A 16,943-nucleotide genomic window follows, 5' to 3' on the forward strand; every position below is an offset into this window, starting at 1 on the left:
TGGGCGGTTTTTTATTGGAGGAAATATGGAACCAATTAAACTTTCGCAGAAAGCCGAAGAAGAAATTGTGAATGCGGCAAAAATGGCGGCGTTATCTAATTTGACCGAGAAAAGCCAAAATTTAATTACGCTTGAGGATATCGCAATATATTTTGGGCGACACTATCAAACCGTTGCCAAGATTATTTCAAAACTGCCTAATTTCCCAAAACCCGTTACAGTCGATCAACAAAATTCTCGCCCACGCTATATCGCAGGCGAAGTTGTTCGTTGGGGCGGATCAATGCTAAACATATTAGCTAATCGAGTAATTCCGCCACCTCCGCCATATCAGGGGCATAATAGACATTTTGTAAAATCGAAATATCTTTATGCCCAGATATTTTGGCTAATGTCATCACATCTACTTTTTTAGATAGTCTAGTCAATGCCTCACGCCGTGTGTCGTGAAAATGCAAATATTCTCGCTCGGCAAGTTTTTTGAGTTTTCGGAATGTTGCATCAAGCACACTAGACTTAATATCAAAACACAATTCCTCATCCCCTATCCGACTAACATCAGATATATATTTATCCGTAACTGGATGGCGTAAAAAGCGATTCAGCCGATTAAATTCGTGCTTTTCTCCACGCTTTGTTGGCGTAATTTCGTTCAAATAGAAAATAATGTATCAGGTTGCAATCCTTGCGCTTGCAATTCTATTTTCTTTTCCTCTTCCGCACCCCATTTCATGTTGCATTGGCGTAATTTTGGCGTAATCGATGCATAAAAATACTTAAAAAATGGCAATATTTGAGGTTGGGATTGGTGATGAATTTATAGCGGATATGAACGTAACTTATTGATTTTACTGGTTGAAATGCATAAAAGAAAAACCCCTGACCAACGATCAAGGGTTTGTATGTGGTGCCTAGGGTCGGACTCGAACCGACACGTTTATTCAACGGCGGATTTTGAATCCGCTGCGTCTACCAATTTCGCCACCCAGGCTTAATGGGGTTGAATTATACGTATATATAAGAATGTGACAAGCAAAATTTATTGGAAATAATCCATTTGTTTTAAAAATAAGCAAGAATTTTCTGTTTTCTAAAAATATCGCCAAACAAATGCAATAATTAAAATGCACAACATAATTAAAATTTGAGCTAAACGTTTTTTTGTTAATTTTTCAGCTGCCATAATGCTTTACTCTTCTTAATCTGACTAATTAGTGGTAGAATATTTGCGTTAGATCAATTTTACACTATTTTTTTCAATATTTGAGACGTACATGAAAAATTTCGTTGCAGGAGCTCAATCAGGGCGCAAAATTCAATCAGGCGGTTGTGCGATTCATTGTCAGGATTGCAGTATTAGTCAGCTTTGTATTCCTTTTACCTTAAATGAACAAGAATTAGATCAGCTTGATAATATCATAGAGAGAAAAAAACCGATTCAAAAGTCTCAAGTATTGTTTAAAGCAGGAGATTCTCTCAATTCAATTTATGCTATTCGTTCTGGCACAATAAAAAGCTATACGATTAGTGAATCTGGCGAAGAACAAATTACTTCATTTCATTTGCCCGGTGACCTAGTTGGTTTTGATGCCATTACTCAAATGCAACACCCTAGTTTTGCACAAGCTCTAGAAACGGCTATGGTATGTGAAATTCCTTTTGATATTTTAGATGATTTGGCAGGAAAAATGCCAAAACTACGCCAGCAAATTTTACGTTTGATGAGCAGTGAAATTAAAAGTGATCAAGAGATGATTTTATTGCTATCTAAAATGAATGCAGAAGAACGTTTGGCTGCTTTTATTCATAATCTTTCTAAACGCTATTCTGCTCGAGGTTTTTCAGCAAGAGAATTTCGTTTAACAATGACACGTGGCGATATTGGTAATTATCTAGGTTTAACAGTAGAAACCATCAGCCGCTTATTAGGCCGCTTTCAAAAACTCGGCGTGATTAGCGTACAAGGCAAATATATTACAATCAATGATTTAAATGGTTTAATTGAATTAACTGGTACGAATAAAACAAAAATTACATTAGTTAAATAAATTTAAGGCGTGAATATCACGCCTTTTTGTGCTTGATAAAAATAAATTTATCCAAATTAATCTTGTACCTTGCCATTTTTGCTATTCTTTTTTATCCTATGCCTCAATTTTGGAGGCTATTATGAAATTTAAAAATATTCTCGTTGTACTTAATCCTAGTAATGAAAAACAGTACGCCCTAGCTCGTGCAGTGCGTTTAGTTGAAGAACAAAAAAATGAAACTAAGGTAAAAATCACCGCACTTTTATCAGTCTATGATTTATCTTATGAAATGTCAGCTTTACTTTCTTCTGAAGAACGTTCAGAAATGCATCAACAAGTAATTGAAAAACACCGCCATGTGGTTCAATATTACTTAGATAAATATGCAAATCCAGAAATTGAATTACAATCTCATATTGTGTGGAATAGCAATGAAGCTGATGCAATTAACGAAGAAGTAGAAAATAATAATTACGATCTAGTCGTAAAATATACTAAAGACGAAGAAAAACTGACGTCTCTTATCTTTACTCCCATTGATTGGCAACTTCTTCGTAAATGCCCTATTCCTGTCTTAATGGTTCGTGATGGCGATTGGAAACATCAACGCCGTATTCTTGTGGCGGTGAATGTTTCTGGAGAACAAGAATATCAAGATGAATTTAATCAAGAGCTGGTAGAAACAGGTATTTCACTCGCGGAAAATCTAAATCGTGGTAATGTCCATTTGGTGGCAGCCTACCCTTCCGCGCCAATCAATATGGCGATTGATTTACCTGAATTTAATACTTCAGGTTATGAAAACGGTATTCGAGGTCAGCATCTCATTAATATGAAAGCGTTACGTCAGAAGTTTGGGATTGATGAAGATCATACTCACGTACGCGAAGGTTTCCCAGAGGAAGTTATTCCTGAAGTGGCGAAAGAAATTGAAGCTGAATTAGTGATTTTAGGCACAGTGGGACGAACAGGTTTATCTGCCGCATTATTAGGCAATACTGCAGAACATGTGATTAGTAAATTAAGTTGTAATTTATTAGGCATTAAACCATCTAAAAAAGACGATTAAAACATTTTCCTCAATTTATAAGACGCCCTAAATATTTTGTATTTAGGGTATTTTTATACTATTTCTTATGGTATTTTTCATTTTGTGATCTCGATCACAAATCTTAAAATTTTATTTAAATAGCTATTTAAATGATAGCTCTTTTCATTTAGTATTCACACTCATTTTTAACTCCTCCATTCTTATTAAGGAAATATATGAAAAAGACATTGATTACAGGATTATTGGTTTTAGCTGGCACAGCACAAGCTCATGAAGTTTGGGTTCAAGCACCGACGAAATTAACATCTGGTTCTGTATTAAAAGCAGAATTAGCTTATGGGGATTACCCTTATGTAGAAAAAATTCCTGAAGCACGTTTAAAAATTTTTGCACCAATGGAAATTATTCGTCAAGATGGAGAAAAACAAACCTTAATCCAAAAAGGCGAAAACTATCAATATCAATCAGAGAAAGCATTGTCCGATGGTTCTTATTGGGTAACAGCGACTTATAAACCTACTTTTTGGTCACAAAATGCTGAAGGTTGGAAAATGGATAATTTGAAAGAATTAGAAAATCCCACTTATTGTGAACAAACTCAAATGTTTGGCAAAAGTCTTGTTACCGTTGGTAAAAAACCATTAAATGCAGAAATGGCAATGACAAGAGTTGGTTTACCACTGGAAATTGTTCCTTTGCGTGATCCTAGCAAAGCGAAATCAGGCGAACCGTTCCCTGTTCAAATTTTCTACCAAGATCAGCCATTAGCAGGCGAAACTGTCATCGCAACCGCTGATACTATTATCGTGAAAGATCTTGAAGCAAGTACAGGTCATCGTGAACCACAAGGTTTTTCAGGTAAAACAGATAGTCAAGGACGTGTGAATATCATTCCATTAATTGATGGTATTTGGAAAATTAAAGTTATTCATAAAACACCATTTGCAGATCAACAAATTTGTCAGCAATCTGCAAGCTATAGCACATTAATTTTACCGGTTGGTAAAGGATTAGCTAAACTACCTCCAAAACCAGAACACCATCATCACTAATTTTAAAAGTGCGGTAAAATTTCACCGCACTTTTACATCCTAATTAAATAAAAAATACAGAAATAGTCTGTCTAAATTCTAAGTTATTCATTTGCATATCCAGATTTTGGCAGAGCTTTCCCATCTAGATATGCCAAATTATCTTTAAGTCTTAATCGCCCTTCGGTAAACCATTTAATCACAAGCGGATAAATTTGATATTCTTGCTCACGGGTTTTAGCCTCCACTTCTTCGATGCTATCTTCAGGGAAGATTGGCACTTTCGCCTGTAAGACAATCGCACCACCATCTACTTCTTCATTGACAAAATGAACGGTTGTACCGTGTTCATTGTCGCCTGCTTCAATCGCACGTTGGTAGGTGTTTAAGCCTGCGTATTTAGGAAGAAGAGAAGGATGGATATTTAAAATTTTCCCTGCAAAACGTTGGGTAAATTTTGGGGTAAGAATTTTCATATAACCAGCAAGGACGATCAAATCTACGGCTAGGCTTTGCAAATAATCGCCAATGGCGTCGTCCATTTCGAGGTTATTGGAAAAATTTTTGCGAAGAAAGACCGCTTGCGGAATCTGTGCTTGTTTGGCTCGAACTAAGCCGTAAGCATCAGCTTTGTTACTTACCACACAAGCAATTTTGGCGGGAATATCGCCTAAATGGCAGGCATCAATAATAGTTTGTAAATTTGTTCCTTGACCAGAAATAAGGACGGCAATTTTTTTCATTTTCTTCCTTATAGAAATCAGCCCAAAAGGGCTGAATTTAAATTTAAGATTTTATTATTGAATCTCAACCTGTGCTTCGCCTTCGCCAAGATGTTCAATTTTGCCGATAACCCACGCTTTTTCGCCCGCTTGTTCAAGCAATGCAAGAGCGGTTTCAACCTCTTTTTCTGGTAATGAAATTACCATACCTACGCCACAGTTAAAGGTGCGATACATTTCATAACGACTGATGTTGCCTTTTTCTTGTAACCAGTTGAAGATCGCAGGCCATTGCCAGCTTGATTCATCAATCACTGCTTTTGTGTTTGCAGGTAATACACGCGGGATATTTTCCCAGAAACCACCACCTGTTAAGTGAGCAATGGCGTGAACTTCGGTCTGCTTGATCAACTGTAAAATCGATTTTACATAGATTTTGGTTGGTGCTAAAAAGTGTTCGCTAAGTGGTTTACCTTCTAATAAATCCGCTGGATTTGCACCACTTACTTCAAGCACTTTGCGAATTAACGAATAACCGTTTGAGTGTGCACCGCTTGAGCCGAGTGCGATAAGCGTGTCGCCTGTTTTCACTGCTGTGCCGTCAATAATCTCTGATTTTTCTACCACGCCTACGCAGAAACCCGCCAAATCATAGTCGCCTTCGTGATACATTCCTGGCATTTCGGTGGTTTCGCCACCCACTAACGCACAGCCAGACATTTCACAACCATCTGCAATACCTTTGATCACACTTGCTGCCACATCAACGTCTAATTTCCCTGTAGCATAGTAATCTAAGAAGAAAAGCGGTTCTGCACCTTGTACGATTAAGTCATTCACACACATTGCCACTAAATCCTGACCAATGGTATCGTGTTTTTTCAAGTCAATCGCAAGACGTAATTTTGTGCCAACGCCATCTGTGCCAGAAACTAAAATTGGCTCTTTATATTTGGTGGGTAAAGCACATAATGCGCCGAAACCACCCAATCCGCCCATAACTTCAGAGCGGCGAGTGCGTTTTACATCGCCTTTGATACGTTCGACTAATTCATTTCCAGTGTGAATATCGACGCCAGCATCTTTATAGCTCAGTTGTGTGTTGCTCACGATTAACCTCAATCAGTTGAAATAAAAATTGGGCAGATTATACCATCAAGCAAACGTTTGCGATATTGTTAAATTAATTCATTTAATGACATTTTTAAAATTAAAATGAAATTGCTTGCAATCAAAACTTATTTGTACTACTTTAATAGTACAAATAAGCTCAAGATTTAGGAGAAAAAATGAGAACCACAACTGCATTAGTAACAGGTGCAACCGCAGGCTTTGGCTTAGCGATCTGTAAAAAATTGATCGAAGCAGGCTATAAAGTGATTGGCACGGGTAGACGTGCAGATCGATTGGCAGAAATCCATTCACAATTGGGCAATAATTTTCTACCGCTTGCCTTTGATATTCGTGATGAACAAGTCACAATTAACGCTCTAAATACCCTTCCTGAAGGTTGGCAAGCGGTCGATTTATTAGTGAATAATGCAGGTTTAGCCTTGGGATTAGAGCCAGCACATAAAGCGGATTTACAAGATTGGTATCAGATGATCGATACCAACATCAAAGGATTGGTTACTATCACTCGCCTTGTGTTGCCAAATATGGTCGCTCGTAATCACGGGCAGATTATCAATTTGAGTTCAATTGCAGGTACTTATCCTTATGCGGGCAGTAATGTATATGGTGGAACTAAAGCTTTTGTCACACAATTTAGCTTAAATTTACGAGCCGATCTGGCAGGCACAAAAATTCGAGTAAGCAATGTTGAACCGGGTTTATGTGGCGGTACGGAGTTCTCTAATGTGCGTTTTCACGGCGATGATGAAAGAGCCGCAAAAGTCTATGAAAACGTGCAATCGGTTCAGCCTGAAGATATTGCGAACATTGTATTATGGCTTCATCAACAACCTGAACACGTAAACATTAATCGTATTGAAGTAATGCCAACCGCTCAATCTTTTGCAGGAATGAGCGTTTCAAAAGAAAAATAAAATAATAGGAAAAAATATGTCAGACACACTTCTTAACCCTTATTTTGGCGAATTTGGCGGAATGTATGTACCCGAAATTTTAGTGCCTGTTTTGAAGCAATTAGAACAAGCCTTTGTGGAGGCTCAAAATGATCCTACATTCCAAGCAGAATTTGCTGATTTACTCAAAAATTATGCGGGCAGACCGACCGCACTTACTCTTTGTCGTAACTTAACCAAAGGCACAAAAACTAAACTTTATCTTAAACGTGAAGATTTATTACACGGTGGTGCACACAAAACAAACCAAGTGTTAGGGCAAATTTTATTGGCTAAACGTATGGGCAAAACGCGTATTATTGCCGAAACAGGTGCAGGGCAACACGGCGTGGCAACCGCCCTAGCTTGTGCTATGTTAGATATGCCGTGTCGTGTTTATATGGGTGCAAAAGATGTTGAGCGTCAATCACCAAACGTGTTCCGTATGCGTTTAATGGGGGCTGAAGTAATTCCTGTAGAAAAAGGCTCTTGTTCTTTAAAAGATGCCTGTTGTGAAGCGATGCGTGATTGGTCAGCAAACTATGAAACCACCCATTATTTACTTGGAACGGCGGCAGGCCCTCACCCCTTCCCGACGATTGTGAGAGAATTTCAAAAAATGATTGGCGAAGAAACCAAACGTCAAATTCTAGAACGAGAAGGTCGTTTACCTGATGCTGTGATTGCTGCGGTTGGCGGTGGTTCTAACGCAATTGGTATGTTTACTGATTTTATTGATGAACCAAATGTGCGTTTAATTGGTGTTGAACCTGCAGGGAAAGGCATTGAAAGCGGTGAACATGGCGCACCATTAGGTCATGCAAAAGTGGGCATTTATTTCGGGATGAAATCCCCTTTAATGCAAACCGAAGATGGTCAAGTAGAGGAATCTTACTCTGTTTCAGCTGGGTTAGACTTCCCTTCTGTCGGGCCGCAACATGCTTATTTAAATGAGATTGGTCGTGCTGATTATGTATCGATTACCGATGAAGAAGCCCTTAACGCATTCCAAGAATTGGCAAAACACGAAGGCATTATTCCTGCATTAGAAAGCTCACACGCCTTGGCTTATGCCTTGAAATTGATTAAACAAAATCCTGAAAAAGAACAACTTTTAGTGGTTAATCTTTCAGGACGAGGCGATAAAGATATTTTTACTGTTGATAAAATTTTAAATGGAGGAACGAACTAATGAGCCGTTTTGAAACGCAATTTGCGACACTTAACGCAAAAAATGAAGGGGCTTTCGTGCCGTTCGTTACCCTTTGCGACCCTACTTTCGACTGCTCTTTTGAGATCATTTGCACACTTGTGGATAACGGTGCAGATGCTTTAGAACTCGGTTTTCCTTTTTCCGATCCGCTACTCGATGGCCCAGTTATTCAAGCCGCGAATAATCGTGCTTTAACTGCAGGTCATAGCAGTGAAGATAGCTTTAAACTATTGGAAAAAGTGCGGTCAAAATATCCCGAGATTCCGATTAGCTTATTACTTTGTGCCAATTTAATTTTTGCTAAAGGTTTAGATGCTTTTTATCAACGCTGTGCAGAAGTTGGTGTTGATGCTGTGCTTGTAGCAGATATTCCGTTACTCGCAAAAGAAGATTATGTACAAGCGGCCAAAAAACACGGCATTCAACCCGTCTTTATTTGCCCGCCAAATGCGGATGAGAAAACAATTCAAGGCGTAGCGAAAAATAGCGAAGGCTATACCTATTTAGTCTCACGTGCAGGCGTAACCAGTGCTGAAAATCAAGCTCACGCAGCAAATTTAGATACCCTTGTAGAACAACTTAAAGCCCACTATGCCCCGCCAATTTTACAAGGCTTCGGCATTGCACAGCCTGCACAAGTTAAAGAAGCCTTAGCTTTGGGAGCGGCTGGTGCAATTTCAGGTTCGGCAACAGTAAAAATTATTGAGCGAAATTTAGATAATCACGAGCAATGTTTAGCTGAATTAGCTGAATTTGTTCAAACGATGAAAGCTGCAACAAAATAAGCAAAAAAGAACCCGCACTTGTGGCGGGTTTCTTTTAGCTATCGAGAAAATTAAAAATTTAATACTTTGTCAGCTTCCATCCACCATAAGGGGCTGAATGGATTATAAATAGAATATTTTGCATACTATTCTCCTTAATTTCATTAATAACCTTGCTGATAAATTCCTTCCAACAATTTCACTGAAAGTAAAGCGAGATTAAAGCGTTGTTCATCTGCCACAGACCAAAATTCTACGCCATTTTCTACCGCACTTATTTGACTTAAATGAAGTTTTACTGATTCTTCGCCATTTTCTTGTTCTCCATTAAGCACAGGCGTAATTAAGGTTTCTTCTAAAGCGACAAGCTCGCTATTTTGAGGCTGATAGTCGAAATCATAATCTGAAAGTGCGGTGACTTTTTGTGCCAATCCATAAAATACAGGCACTTGGATTGAGTGGAATGTAGCACGATCTAATTGCGGAAAAATTCGTTGTAATTGATTCGATAAATTAGGTGCTTGATGCGGATAAACATCAAAGGCTAAGCGAGTTTCTTCTTCGTCTAATGGAATACCATTTAATAAACGGGCTGTTTGTCCCGCAAGTTTCGTCACGGTTTCCGCATCCGTATAAGAAGTCGGCAATAAAGAGGTGACAAATACTTGATTGAGATTCGTTTCTTGTAAAATCGGGGCAAGCGTTAAAGCAAGTTGGCTTACTTGAGGATCAGGCAAGCTAACAATGTTACGTTGTCTTAATTCAAGTAATTGTGATTCATTTACCGTTGGAACAACAACAGGCACATCCGAAAGCGCACTACAAACGCCTAACATATCAATGACAATACAGCCCTGCTCTGCTGCTTGCGCAATATGGGCAACTTGCTCAAGTTTTCCTGCAAAAAAGACATAATTAAAATCAGCCCACTCTACTTCATTTGGCGCAAGTTGTTCAACGCCTTTATTGCGAAAACGAATATTTTGTTCTTCTTCAAAAGGTATTATTTCAACAATAGAAACTTTGCTAATTTCAAGCGTACTTTGTTCTAAACGCTCTACAATTTTTTCACTTAATTCAAATTCTGCTGCTATCGCAATATTTAAGGTTGCGTCCATTTTTCTCTCCGCTGTAAAATAATCAGCATTATTTTACACCAAAACCAGGAACGAAATAATGACACCCGCAATTGATTTACTTAAAAAACAAAAAATTCCTTTTATCTTGCACACTTATGATCATGATCCGAATAATCAACATTTTGGTGATGAGGCAGCCGAAAAATTAGGCATTGATCCTAACCGCTCTTTTAAAACCTTACTTGTGGCGGAAAATGGCGATCAGAAAAAACTCGCTTGTTTTGTGCTTGCAACGGCCAATATGCTGAATTTAAAGAAAGCAGCAAAATCTATCGGTGTGAAAAAAGTGGAAATGGCGGATAAAGATGCAGCACAAAAAAGTACAGGTTATCTTGTAGGAGGAATTAGCCCGCTAGGTCAAAAGAAACGCGTGAAAACCGTGATAAATTCAACCGCACTTGAGTTTGAAACGATTTATGTTTCAGGCGGAAAACGTGGGCTAAGCGTAGAAATTGCGCCACAAGATTTAGCAAAAGTATTAGGTGCAGAATTTACTGATATTGTTGATGAATAAGTGATGGACTTATAAATTTAAAGGCGGATTTCTTATTTAATACGAACTAAAAGGACTAAGCTTAGTCCTTTACTGACTTTCTAACTTTAATTCTTGTCTTTTAAGTTAGGATTAATAGAAAAAAATTTAGGGTATTTATTATTCTTGAGTATCCGCAATTGGGATTATTTTTGTGGCGTGAGATCCTTTATCGCTGTGGAGAACTTCAAATTGTACTTTTTGACCTGCTTTTAATGAACGATAGCCGTCCATTTCAATCACTGAATAATGTGCAAAAATATCGGCATCTACACCTTCTGCGGAAATGAAACCAAATCCTTTTGCATTATTGAACCATTTTACAATACCAATTTCCATAAAAGACCTCTCTAGGCTTAGCCTATTAAAACAATAAATCAACAAGACTCTCGCCTTATCACCTACTAATTAGGTCCGTTATGTTTAAATATTTTGAACGGTTATGCAACGAGCAATATTCAAAAATGATAAGTAGATCACAAAAAATTTAATTATCTGGAGTTTTTTTATCATTTTTATGAATTTCTCGTAGTGCTTTCGCCACTATTTGAATCGCTTCTCCACTACTAATTCCTTTTGCCATAAGTTCTTGAATTTGCTCAACTGCTTTTTGTTGCTGTTCGTGTGTTAAGTTAATATCAAACATTTTCCCACCCAAATTGATTTATTAATTGATGCCATTGTTCATCTAAACCTGCTGTAATTGTTATTTGCTCTTTCGTTATTGGATGAATAAAAGACAAACTATTAGAATGTAAAAATAATCGAGAACAACCTAAATGTGACATTAATGCACGATTTTGATGTAAGTCACCATATTGCGTATCCCCTAAAATCGGATGAAAAATATGTTTCATATGGCGACGTAATTGGTGTTTTCTACCTGTATGAGGGATTAATTTAACTAAAGAATAACGTGCCGTTTGATAACGCCCAGCAGGATAAGGCATTTCGACTATTTTTAATCCTTCATAATCAGTCACTGCTTCTTGAGGCTCTTTATCTTCTTGAGAAAATTTATCTGCGATTTTATCCAATTGAATTTTTAGTGGATAATCTATCCGCTCTTTTCCCTGTAGATACCCTCGCACTACAGCCAAATAAGATTTCTGAACGCACTTTTGTTCAAACTGTTCACACATTAAATTCGCAATTTCACTGCTCAATGCAAATAACAACACGCCAGATGTCGGTCGATCTAAACGATGAATAGGAAATACGTGCTGACCAATCTGATCTCGTAAAGTTTGCATCACAAATTGAGTTTCGTGAGGATCTAACCAACTGCGATGAACCAACATACCATCAGGCTTATTCACCGCAACGAGAAACTCATCTTGATATAAAATTTCTAGCATTGGTTATTGTTCAGAAGTTCTTCTAAAGCAACTAAAGGAGTTAATAGTTGTTGTAACTCATCAAATTCCTTCATTGCTTCTTCAATATAAGGAGAAATAGCAATTTTATGTGGCAAGGCTGAACCACTTTCTAATAATGCCTGCATGCGTGGAATAAATACCCACTGTAGCCACTCTTCGGCAGACATCGTATCAATTGAAAAAGGTTCTTCACTTAAAAACGCCTCTGCAGCAGGGGGCATCGTTTGCCATAAATTAAGCTGCTGCATGGTAATTTGAAGCTGTTCAAGATGCTGTTTAGTTTGATTACGCATATTTTATATCCTAATTAATGAATGTTTTTTGCAAATACACGCACATTTGAAAAACCATTTTCTTTCAAATATAAGGCTTGTAATTTACTCATCACACCACGTTCACAATACAACACGTAATTTTTACTTTGATCAAGGCTACCAAATTGAGAAGAAAGTTTGTAGAACGGCATTTGAATGACGTCATGTGTACCTGATTCAAATGGCTTTTCATCCGTTTCTTCTGGGCTACGAATATCCAAAATCACTTCATTTTCACCTAATACAGAAATTGCCTCGACTTCCACGACTTCTTTTTCTGTTTCTTCTGCTATCTGGCGAATATCTAAATATTTCGCATTTTGTACCGCACTTTCAAGAATCTCAAAATTAAAATACCTTTCTTCTGTAACAATTTTCTCGCGAACAGCTTTAATCGTAGGATTTTTTGAAATCACACCACAAAATTCAGGCATAGATTTTGCAATATCGTCAGTACCAATTTCTTTCGCCATCGCAATAATTTGTTCTTTATCGTGCGTAATTAACGGGCGTAATACTAAGGCATCAGCGGCTTCATCAATCAAGCGTAAATTGGTCAAAGTTTGGCTGGAAACTTGTCCTAATGCCTCCCCTGTCACAATCGCTTCAATATTAAAACGTTGAGCGACTTTACTTGCTGCCCGCACCATCATCCGTTTTAATACAACCCCCATTTGGCCGTTATCGACTTTCTCTAAAATCTCACCGACAACTCCTTCAAAGTTAATCGCAATAAAGCGTACTTTATGTGAAGCGCTATAGCGTTGCCAAATATGATAAGCCATTTGCTTTACGCCAATTTCATGGGCTGCGCCGCCAAGATTAAAGAAACAATAGTGAACTCGAGAACCACGACGAATCAACATGTAACTCGATACACCTGAATCAAATCCCCCAGAAATCAAAGAAAGCACATCCTCTTGCGTACCAATCGGATAACCGCCAATCCCTGCGTGACGTGCTTTAACTAACATCATTTTGTCATCTTCAATATCAATACGAACTGTCACATCTGGATTTTTCAACCGCACTTTTGCGCTTTCAATATGTTGATTTAATCCACCGCCGATATAACGTTCTGCTTCAATCGAACTAAATTTATGTTTTCCTTTACGTTTTACTCGAACGCAAAAGGTTTTGCCTTGAAGTTGTTGCACGACATCAGCAAGCGTCAATTCAAAAATATGATGTAAATCGGTAAACGGTTTTTCTTCAACTTCTAAAAAATGATGAATACCAGGAATACGTTGTAACAAAGCAATTAATTCTTCACGATTTTCTTCATTTTTTGACCGCACTTCAATGTAATCCCAGTGACGTACAACTGCAGTTTCTTCATCATATTTCTGTAAAATATTGCGGATATTAGAGGTTAAAATTTTTGCGAAACGTTTACGCACAGTTTCGCTTTTAATCATGATTTCAGGAAAAAGTTTAACGATAAATTTCATATAAATAGCTTAGGTATTTCTCGGGTATTTAAAGTGGCGAGTATTTTACGCAAAGATAGTGAAAAGTCCACTGGTCCTAGCTTGAAATAATTTTTTAACAACTCAAGTAAAATACAGTACAATGGCAAGCAATTTTTACCGTGAAAAAGGACGATTAAATGGCACGTAAACCTGCATCTTCACAAGATTTTGAAACAACGTTAGCGCAGTTAGAAAATATTGTTACACATTTAGAAAATGGCGATCTACCATTAGAAGAAGCATTAAAAGAATTTGAACAAGGTGTGCAATTAGCCAAGCTAGGACAAGAACGTTTACAACAAGCAGAACAACGCATTCAGATCTTATTGCAAAAAACAGAAGATGCTCCACTGAATGATTATAAAGGGAATGATTATGAAGGGAATGCTTAATGGGTCACTTTTCTGAAGAATTACAACAGGTTCAAACTCGTATTAATCGCTTTTTAGAAGCTCAATTTGAGGGCATTGAAAGTCATAATGCACCTTTGCTTGACGCGATGAAATACGCATTATTACTTGGTGGTAAACGAGTTAGACCTTTTTTGGTTTACGCAACAGGTCAAATGCTTGGTGCAGAGAAACAAACCTTAGATTACGCTGCTGCTGCCATTGAAGCCATTCACGCCTATTCCTTAATTCACGATGATTTACCTGCGATGGACGATGACAATCTACGTCGTGGACATCCTACTTGTCATATCCAATTTGATGAAGCTACAGCTATTCTTGCGGGCGATGCACTGCAAAGTTTCGCATTTGAAATATTAACCAAAACACCGAATATTTCTACTGAACAAAAACTGGCTTTAGTTCAAATTTTAGCGCAAGGCTCTGGCGTACAAGGAATGTGCTTAGGGCAAAGTTTAGATCTTATTTCTGAACATAAACAAATTAGTTTAAGCGAATTAGAATTAATCCATCGTAACAAAACGGGCGCATTGCTAATTGCCGCATTGAAATTAGGTTTCATTTGTTCTCCGCATTTTACCGACAAAAAGTTAGAACAATCCTTAACGCAATATGCGGAAGCCATTGGCTTAGCCTTTCAAGTTCAAGATGATATTTTAGATATTGAAGGCGATAGTGCAGAAATTGGCAAACAAGTCGGTGCCGATCTTGATTTAGATAAAAGCACATATCCAAAATTACTTGGATTAAGTGGTGCAAAACAAAAAGCACAAGATCTATATCAAAGTGCTTTGTCTGAATTAGAAAAAATTCCTTTTAATACGACCGCACTTCGTGCATTAGCTGAATTCATTATTACCAGAAAAAGTTAAACACTCACAAAAGTGCGGTCAAAATTTATAACGTTTTTAAAATGACTAACAATATGAACAATTATCCTCTTTTATCTTTAATTAATTCTCCAGAAGATTTACGTCTTTTAAATAAAGACCAGCTACCACAACTCTGCCAAGAATTACGTGCTTATCTTTTAGAATCAGTTAGTCAAACTAGCGGGCATTTAGCATCAGGTTTAGGCACGGTGGAACTGACTGTTGCGCTACATTATGTGTATAAAACACCATTTGATCAGTTAATTTGGGATGTTGGACATCAAGCTTATCCACATAAAATTTTAACGGGTCGCCGAGAGCAGATGTCCACAATTCGTCAAAAAGGCGGTATTCATCCTTTCCCTTGGCGTGAAGAAAGTGAATTTGATGTATTAAGTGTTGGTCACTCCTCCACGTCTATTAGTGCGGGATTAGGTATTGCAGTCGCTGCAGAACGAGAAAATGCAAGTAGAAAAACAGTATGTGTCATCGGTGACGGCTCAATTACGGCGGGAATGGCATTTGAGGCATTAAATCACGCTGGGGCATTGCATACAGATATGTTAGTTATTTTAAATGATAACGAAATGTCTATTTCAGAAAACGTTGGTGCATTAAATAATCATCTTGCGCGTATTTTCTCTGGCTCTCTCTACTCTACACTTCGTGATGGCAGTAAAAAAATCCTTGATAAAGTTCCTCCAATCAAAAACTTTATGAAAAAAACCGAAGAACATATGAAAGGTGTAATGTTTTCGCCAGAAAGTACATTATTTGAAGAACTCGGTTTTAACTATATTGGCCCAGTGGACGGGCATAACATTGAGGAATTAGTGGCAACACTTACGAATATGCGTAATCTGAAAGGCCCGCAATTTTTACATATAAAAACAAAAAAAGGTAAAGGATATGCGCCTGCAGAAAAAGATCCGATTGGTTTCCACGGCGTACCAAAATTTGACCCAATCAGTGGCGAATTACCCAAAAACAATAGTAAACCAACTTATTCGAAAATTTTTGGCGATTGGCTATGCGAAATGGCAGAAAAAGATGCCAAAATTATTGGTATCACACCTGCAATGCGTGAGGGTTCAGGTATGGTAGAATTTTCCCAACGCTTCCCAAAACAATATTTTGACGTAGCAATTGCAGAACAGCACGCTGTCACTTTTGCTACAGGACTTGCAATTGGCGGATACAAACCTGTTGTCGCAATTTACTCGACATTTTTACAACGTGCTTACGATCAATTAATTCACGATGTTGCCATTCAAAATCTCCCTGTGCTATTTGCGATTGATCGAGCGGGAATAGTTGGCGCAGATGGTGCTACACACCAAGGGGCATTTGATCTCAGCTTTATGCGTTGTATTCCCAATATGATTATCATGACACCAAGTGATGAAAATGAATGCCGTCAAATGCTCTATACAGGTTATCAATGTGGCAAACCAGCGGCAGTGCGTTATCCTCGCGGAAATGCCGTTGGTGTAAAACTTACTCCTTTGGAAATGCTACCTATCGGTAAATCACGTTTAATTCGAGGGGGTCAAAAAATTGCGATTTTAAACTTTGGTACCCTGTTACCATCTGCGTTAGAAGCATCAGAAAAACTCAATGCAACGGTTGTCGATATGCGTTTTGTGAAACCGATTGATATTGAAATGATTAATGTGCTTGCACAAACTCACGATTATTTGGTCACATTGGAAGAAAATGCAATTCAAGGTGGAGCGGGATCTGCTGTTGCGGAAGTACTAAATTCATCAGGAAAATCAACCGCACTTTTACAACTTGGTTTGCCAGATTATTTTATTCCACAAGCGACACGGCAAGAAGCATTGGCAGATTTAGGATTGGATACAAAAGGCATTGAAGAAAAAATTCTCAACTTTATTGCAAAACAAGGTAATTTATAAAAATAAACGCGATGATAATTTCATCGCGT

19 protein-coding genes and 1 tRNA gene are annotated in these 16,943 nt (G+C 37.9%); 10 read left to right on the forward strand and 10 right to left on the reverse strand.

Annotated features, from left to right (window positions below; all coding sequences use genetic code 11):
* Window positions 1–299: 299 nt before the first annotated feature.
* On the reverse strand, window positions 300–509 hold the full coding sequence (locus HMPREF2644_RS09445; protein WP_224056841.1) for a tyrosine-type recombinase/integrase: 210 nt from the start codon (window positions 507–509) through the stop codon (window positions 300–302).
* Between the two features lie 396 nt (window positions 510–905).
* Window positions 906–991, reverse strand: a tRNA-Leu gene (locus HMPREF2644_RS06780).
* 283 nt (window positions 992–1,274) lie between these two features.
* Between HMPREF2644_RS06780 and fnr the strand changes: the two genes are divergently transcribed.
* The 3 genes from fnr (at window position 1,275) to HMPREF2644_RS06795 (ending at window position 4,133) form a co-directional block, all read left to right on the forward strand.
* Window positions 1,275–2,048 (forward strand): fumarate/nitrate reduction transcriptional regulator Fnr, encoded by a 774-nt coding sequence (fnr, locus tag HMPREF2644_RS06785; protein ID WP_005662331.1) that lies wholly within the window; start codon window positions 1,275–1,277, stop codon window positions 2,046–2,048.
* Between the two features lie 121 nt (window positions 2,049–2,169).
* Window positions 2,170–3,099 carry a universal stress protein UspE gene (gene uspE, locus HMPREF2644_RS06790; RefSeq protein WP_011272600.1) on the forward strand — a complete coding sequence of 310 codons (930 nt, stop codon included), beginning with the start codon at window positions 2,170–2,172 and terminating at the stop codon, window positions 3,097–3,099.
* A 197-nt stretch (window positions 3,100–3,296) separates the two neighbouring features.
* Window positions 3,297–4,133: a DUF4198 domain-containing protein gene (locus HMPREF2644_RS06795; RefSeq protein WP_011272599.1), complete on the forward strand. Its 837-nt coding sequence runs from the start codon at window positions 3,297–3,299 to the stop codon at window positions 4,131–4,133.
* 83 nt (window positions 4,134–4,216) lie between these two features.
* Here HMPREF2644_RS06795 and purN read toward each other — a convergent pair whose 3' ends face one another.
* Both purN and purM read right to left on the reverse strand, forming a co-directional pair.
* Window positions 4,217–4,855 carry a phosphoribosylglycinamide formyltransferase gene (purN, locus tag HMPREF2644_RS06800; RefSeq protein ID WP_011272598.1) on the reverse strand — a complete coding sequence of 213 codons (639 nt, stop codon included), beginning with the start codon at window positions 4,853–4,855 and terminating at the stop codon, window positions 4,217–4,219.
* A 54-nt stretch (window positions 4,856–4,909) separates the two neighbouring features.
* Window positions 4,910–5,944, reverse strand: a complete 1,035-nt coding sequence (purM, locus tag HMPREF2644_RS06805; protein WP_011272597.1) for a phosphoribosylformylglycinamidine cyclo-ligase — start codon at window positions 5,942–5,944, stop codon at window positions 4,910–4,912.
* A gap of 179 nt (window positions 5,945–6,123) precedes the next feature.
* On the opposite strand from purM, the gene HMPREF2644_RS06810 reads away from it, so the two are divergent.
* From HMPREF2644_RS06810 to trpA, 3 genes are read left to right on the forward strand one after another with little or no spacing between them, the layout of a single operon-like run.
* Window positions 6,124–6,882 (forward strand): SDR family oxidoreductase, encoded by a 759-nt coding sequence (locus HMPREF2644_RS06810; protein WP_005656623.1) that lies wholly within the window; start codon window positions 6,124–6,126, stop codon window positions 6,880–6,882.
* Between the two features lie 16 nt (window positions 6,883–6,898).
* Window positions 6,899–8,092, forward strand: coding sequence for a tryptophan synthase subunit beta (gene trpB, locus HMPREF2644_RS06815; RefSeq protein WP_005656622.1), 1,194 nt, complete (start codon window positions 6,899–6,901; stop codon window positions 8,090–8,092).
* The gene (trpA, locus tag HMPREF2644_RS06820) at window positions 8,092–8,898 is read left to right on the forward strand and encodes a tryptophan synthase subunit alpha (RefSeq protein WP_005660361.1); all 807 of its coding nucleotides are present in this window, start codon (window positions 8,092–8,094) and stop codon (window positions 8,896–8,898) included. Before trpB ends, trpA begins: the two co-directional genes overlap by 1 nt.
* 143 nt (window positions 8,899–9,041) lie before the next feature.
* Here trpA and HMPREF2644_RS06825 read toward each other — a convergent pair whose 3' ends face one another.
* A complete protein-coding gene (locus HMPREF2644_RS06825) occupies window positions 9,042–9,995 on the reverse strand; it encodes an oxidoreductase (RefSeq protein ID WP_005660359.1) in 954 nt (317 codons plus the stop codon).
* A gap of 58 nt (window positions 9,996–10,053) precedes the next feature.
* Here HMPREF2644_RS06825 and ybaK point away from each other — a divergent pair, with 58 nt between their 5' ends.
* Window positions 10,054–10,530 carry a Cys-tRNA(Pro) deacylase gene (gene ybaK, locus HMPREF2644_RS06830; RefSeq protein WP_005631703.1) on the forward strand — a complete coding sequence of 159 codons (477 nt, stop codon included), beginning with the start codon at window positions 10,054–10,056 and terminating at the stop codon, window positions 10,528–10,530.
* Window positions 10,531–10,668: 138 nt separating this feature from the next.
* On the opposite strand, the gene cspD is transcribed toward ybaK, so the two are convergent.
* The 5 genes from cspD to thiI form a co-directional block, all read right to left on the reverse strand.
* Window positions 10,669–10,887, reverse strand: a complete 219-nt coding sequence (cspD, locus tag HMPREF2644_RS06835; RefSeq protein ID WP_005652728.1) for a cold shock domain-containing protein CspD — start codon at window positions 10,885–10,887, stop codon at window positions 10,669–10,671.
* 148 nt (window positions 10,888–11,035) lie between these two features.
* Window positions 11,036–11,194: a YoaH family protein gene (locus HMPREF2644_RS06840; protein WP_005656618.1), complete on the reverse strand. Its 159-nt coding sequence runs from the start codon at window positions 11,192–11,194 to the stop codon at window positions 11,036–11,038.
* Window positions 11,187–11,906: a tRNA pseudouridine(65) synthase TruC gene (gene truC / locus HMPREF2644_RS06845; RefSeq protein ID WP_005656617.1), complete on the reverse strand. Its 720-nt coding sequence runs from the start codon at window positions 11,904–11,906 to the stop codon at window positions 11,187–11,189. Before truC ends, HMPREF2644_RS06840 begins: the two co-directional genes overlap by 8 nt.
* Window positions 11,900–12,220, reverse strand: coding sequence for a YqcC family protein (locus HMPREF2644_RS06850; RefSeq protein ID WP_005656616.1), 321 nt, complete (start codon window positions 12,218–12,220; stop codon window positions 11,900–11,902). The genes truC and HMPREF2644_RS06850 overlap by 7 nt, the downstream gene beginning before the upstream one ends.
* 14 nt (window positions 12,221–12,234) lie before the next feature.
* The gene (gene thiI, locus HMPREF2644_RS06855; RefSeq protein ID WP_038441218.1) at window positions 12,235–13,692 is read right to left on the reverse strand and encodes a tRNA uracil 4-sulfurtransferase ThiI; all 1,458 of its coding nucleotides are present in this window, start codon (window positions 13,690–13,692) and stop codon (window positions 12,235–12,237) included.
* A 158-nt stretch (window positions 13,693–13,850) separates the two neighbouring features.
* Here thiI and xseB point away from each other — a divergent pair, with 158 nt between their 5' ends.
* From xseB to dxs, 3 genes are read left to right on the forward strand one after another with little or no spacing between them, the layout of a single operon-like run.
* A complete protein-coding gene (gene xseB, locus HMPREF2644_RS06860) occupies window positions 13,851–14,105 on the forward strand; it encodes an exodeoxyribonuclease VII small subunit (RefSeq protein ID WP_005656614.1) in 255 nt (84 codons plus the stop codon).
* Window positions 14,105–14,995 (forward strand): (2E,6E)-farnesyl diphosphate synthase, encoded by an 891-nt coding sequence (gene ispA / locus HMPREF2644_RS06865; protein ID WP_038441220.1) that lies wholly within the window; start codon window positions 14,105–14,107, stop codon window positions 14,993–14,995. Before xseB ends, ispA begins: the two co-directional genes overlap by 1 nt.
* 41 nt (window positions 14,996–15,036) lie before the next feature.
* Window positions 15,037–16,914 carry a 1-deoxy-D-xylulose-5-phosphate synthase gene (dxs, locus tag HMPREF2644_RS06870; RefSeq protein ID WP_048949914.1) on the forward strand — a complete coding sequence of 626 codons (1,878 nt, stop codon included), beginning with the start codon at window positions 15,037–15,039 and terminating at the stop codon, window positions 16,912–16,914.
* Window positions 16,915–16,943 lie beyond the last annotated feature (29 nt).

The organism is Haemophilus sp. HMSC071C11 (assembly GCF_001837655.1).
Taxonomy (GTDB): Bacteria; Pseudomonadota; Gammaproteobacteria; order Enterobacterales; family Pasteurellaceae; genus Haemophilus; species Haemophilus influenzae.

Excerpts from the sequence above, each read along its gene's own strand:
- truC (WP_005656617.1), bottom strand. The coding sequence starts at position 11,906 with ATGCTAGAAATTTTATATCAAGATGAGTTTCTCGTTGCGGTGAATAAG.
- ispA (WP_038441220.1), top strand. The coding sequence starts at position 14,105 with ATGGGTCACTTTTCTGAAGAATTACAACAGGTTCAAACTCGTATTAAT.
- fnr (WP_005662331.1), top strand. The coding sequence starts at position 1,275 with ATGAAAAATTTCGTTGCAGGAGCTCAATCAGGGCGCAAAATTCAATCA.
- xseB (WP_005656614.1), top strand. The coding sequence starts at position 13,851 with ATGGCACGTAAACCTGCATCTTCACAAGATTTTGAAACAACGTTAGCG.
- thiI (WP_038441218.1), bottom strand. The coding sequence starts at position 13,692 with ATGAAATTTATCGTTAAACTTTTTCCTGAAATCATGATTAAAAGCGAA.
- HMPREF2644_RS06795 (WP_011272599.1), top strand. The coding sequence starts at position 3,297 with ATGAAAAAGACATTGATTACAGGATTATTGGTTTTAGCTGGCACAGCA.
- HMPREF2644_RS06810 (WP_005656623.1), top strand. The coding sequence starts at position 6,124 with ATGAGAACCACAACTGCATTAGTAACAGGTGCAACCGCAGGCTTTGGC.
- trpA (WP_005660361.1), top strand. The coding sequence starts at position 8,092 with ATGAGCCGTTTTGAAACGCAATTTGCGACACTTAACGCAAAAAATGAA.
- purN (WP_011272598.1), bottom strand. The coding sequence starts at position 4,855 with ATGAAAAAAATTGCCGTCCTTATTTCTGGTCAAGGAACAAATTTACAA.
- HMPREF2644_RS06850 (WP_005656616.1), bottom strand. The coding sequence starts at position 12,220 with ATGCGTAATCAAACTAAACAGCATCTTGAACAGCTTCAAATTACCATG.
- trpB (WP_005656622.1), top strand. The coding sequence starts at position 6,899 with ATGTCAGACACACTTCTTAACCCTTATTTTGGCGAATTTGGCGGAATG.
- cspD (WP_005652728.1), bottom strand. The coding sequence starts at position 10,887 with ATGGAAATTGGTATTGTAAAATGGTTCAATAATGCAAAAGGATTTGGT.
- dxs (WP_048949914.1), top strand. The coding sequence starts at position 15,037 with ATGACTAACAATATGAACAATTATCCTCTTTTATCTTTAATTAATTCT.
- HMPREF2644_RS06840 (WP_005656618.1), bottom strand. The coding sequence starts at position 11,194 with ATGTTTGATATTAACTTAACACACGAACAGCAACAAAAAGCAGTTGAG.
- ybaK (WP_005631703.1), top strand. The coding sequence starts at position 10,054 with ATGACACCCGCAATTGATTTACTTAAAAAACAAAAAATTCCTTTTATC.
- uspE (WP_011272600.1), top strand. The coding sequence starts at position 2,170 with ATGAAATTTAAAAATATTCTCGTTGTACTTAATCCTAGTAATGAAAAA.
- HMPREF2644_RS06825 (WP_005660359.1), bottom strand. The coding sequence starts at position 9,995 with ATGGACGCAACCTTAAATATTGCGATAGCAGCAGAATTTGAATTAAGT.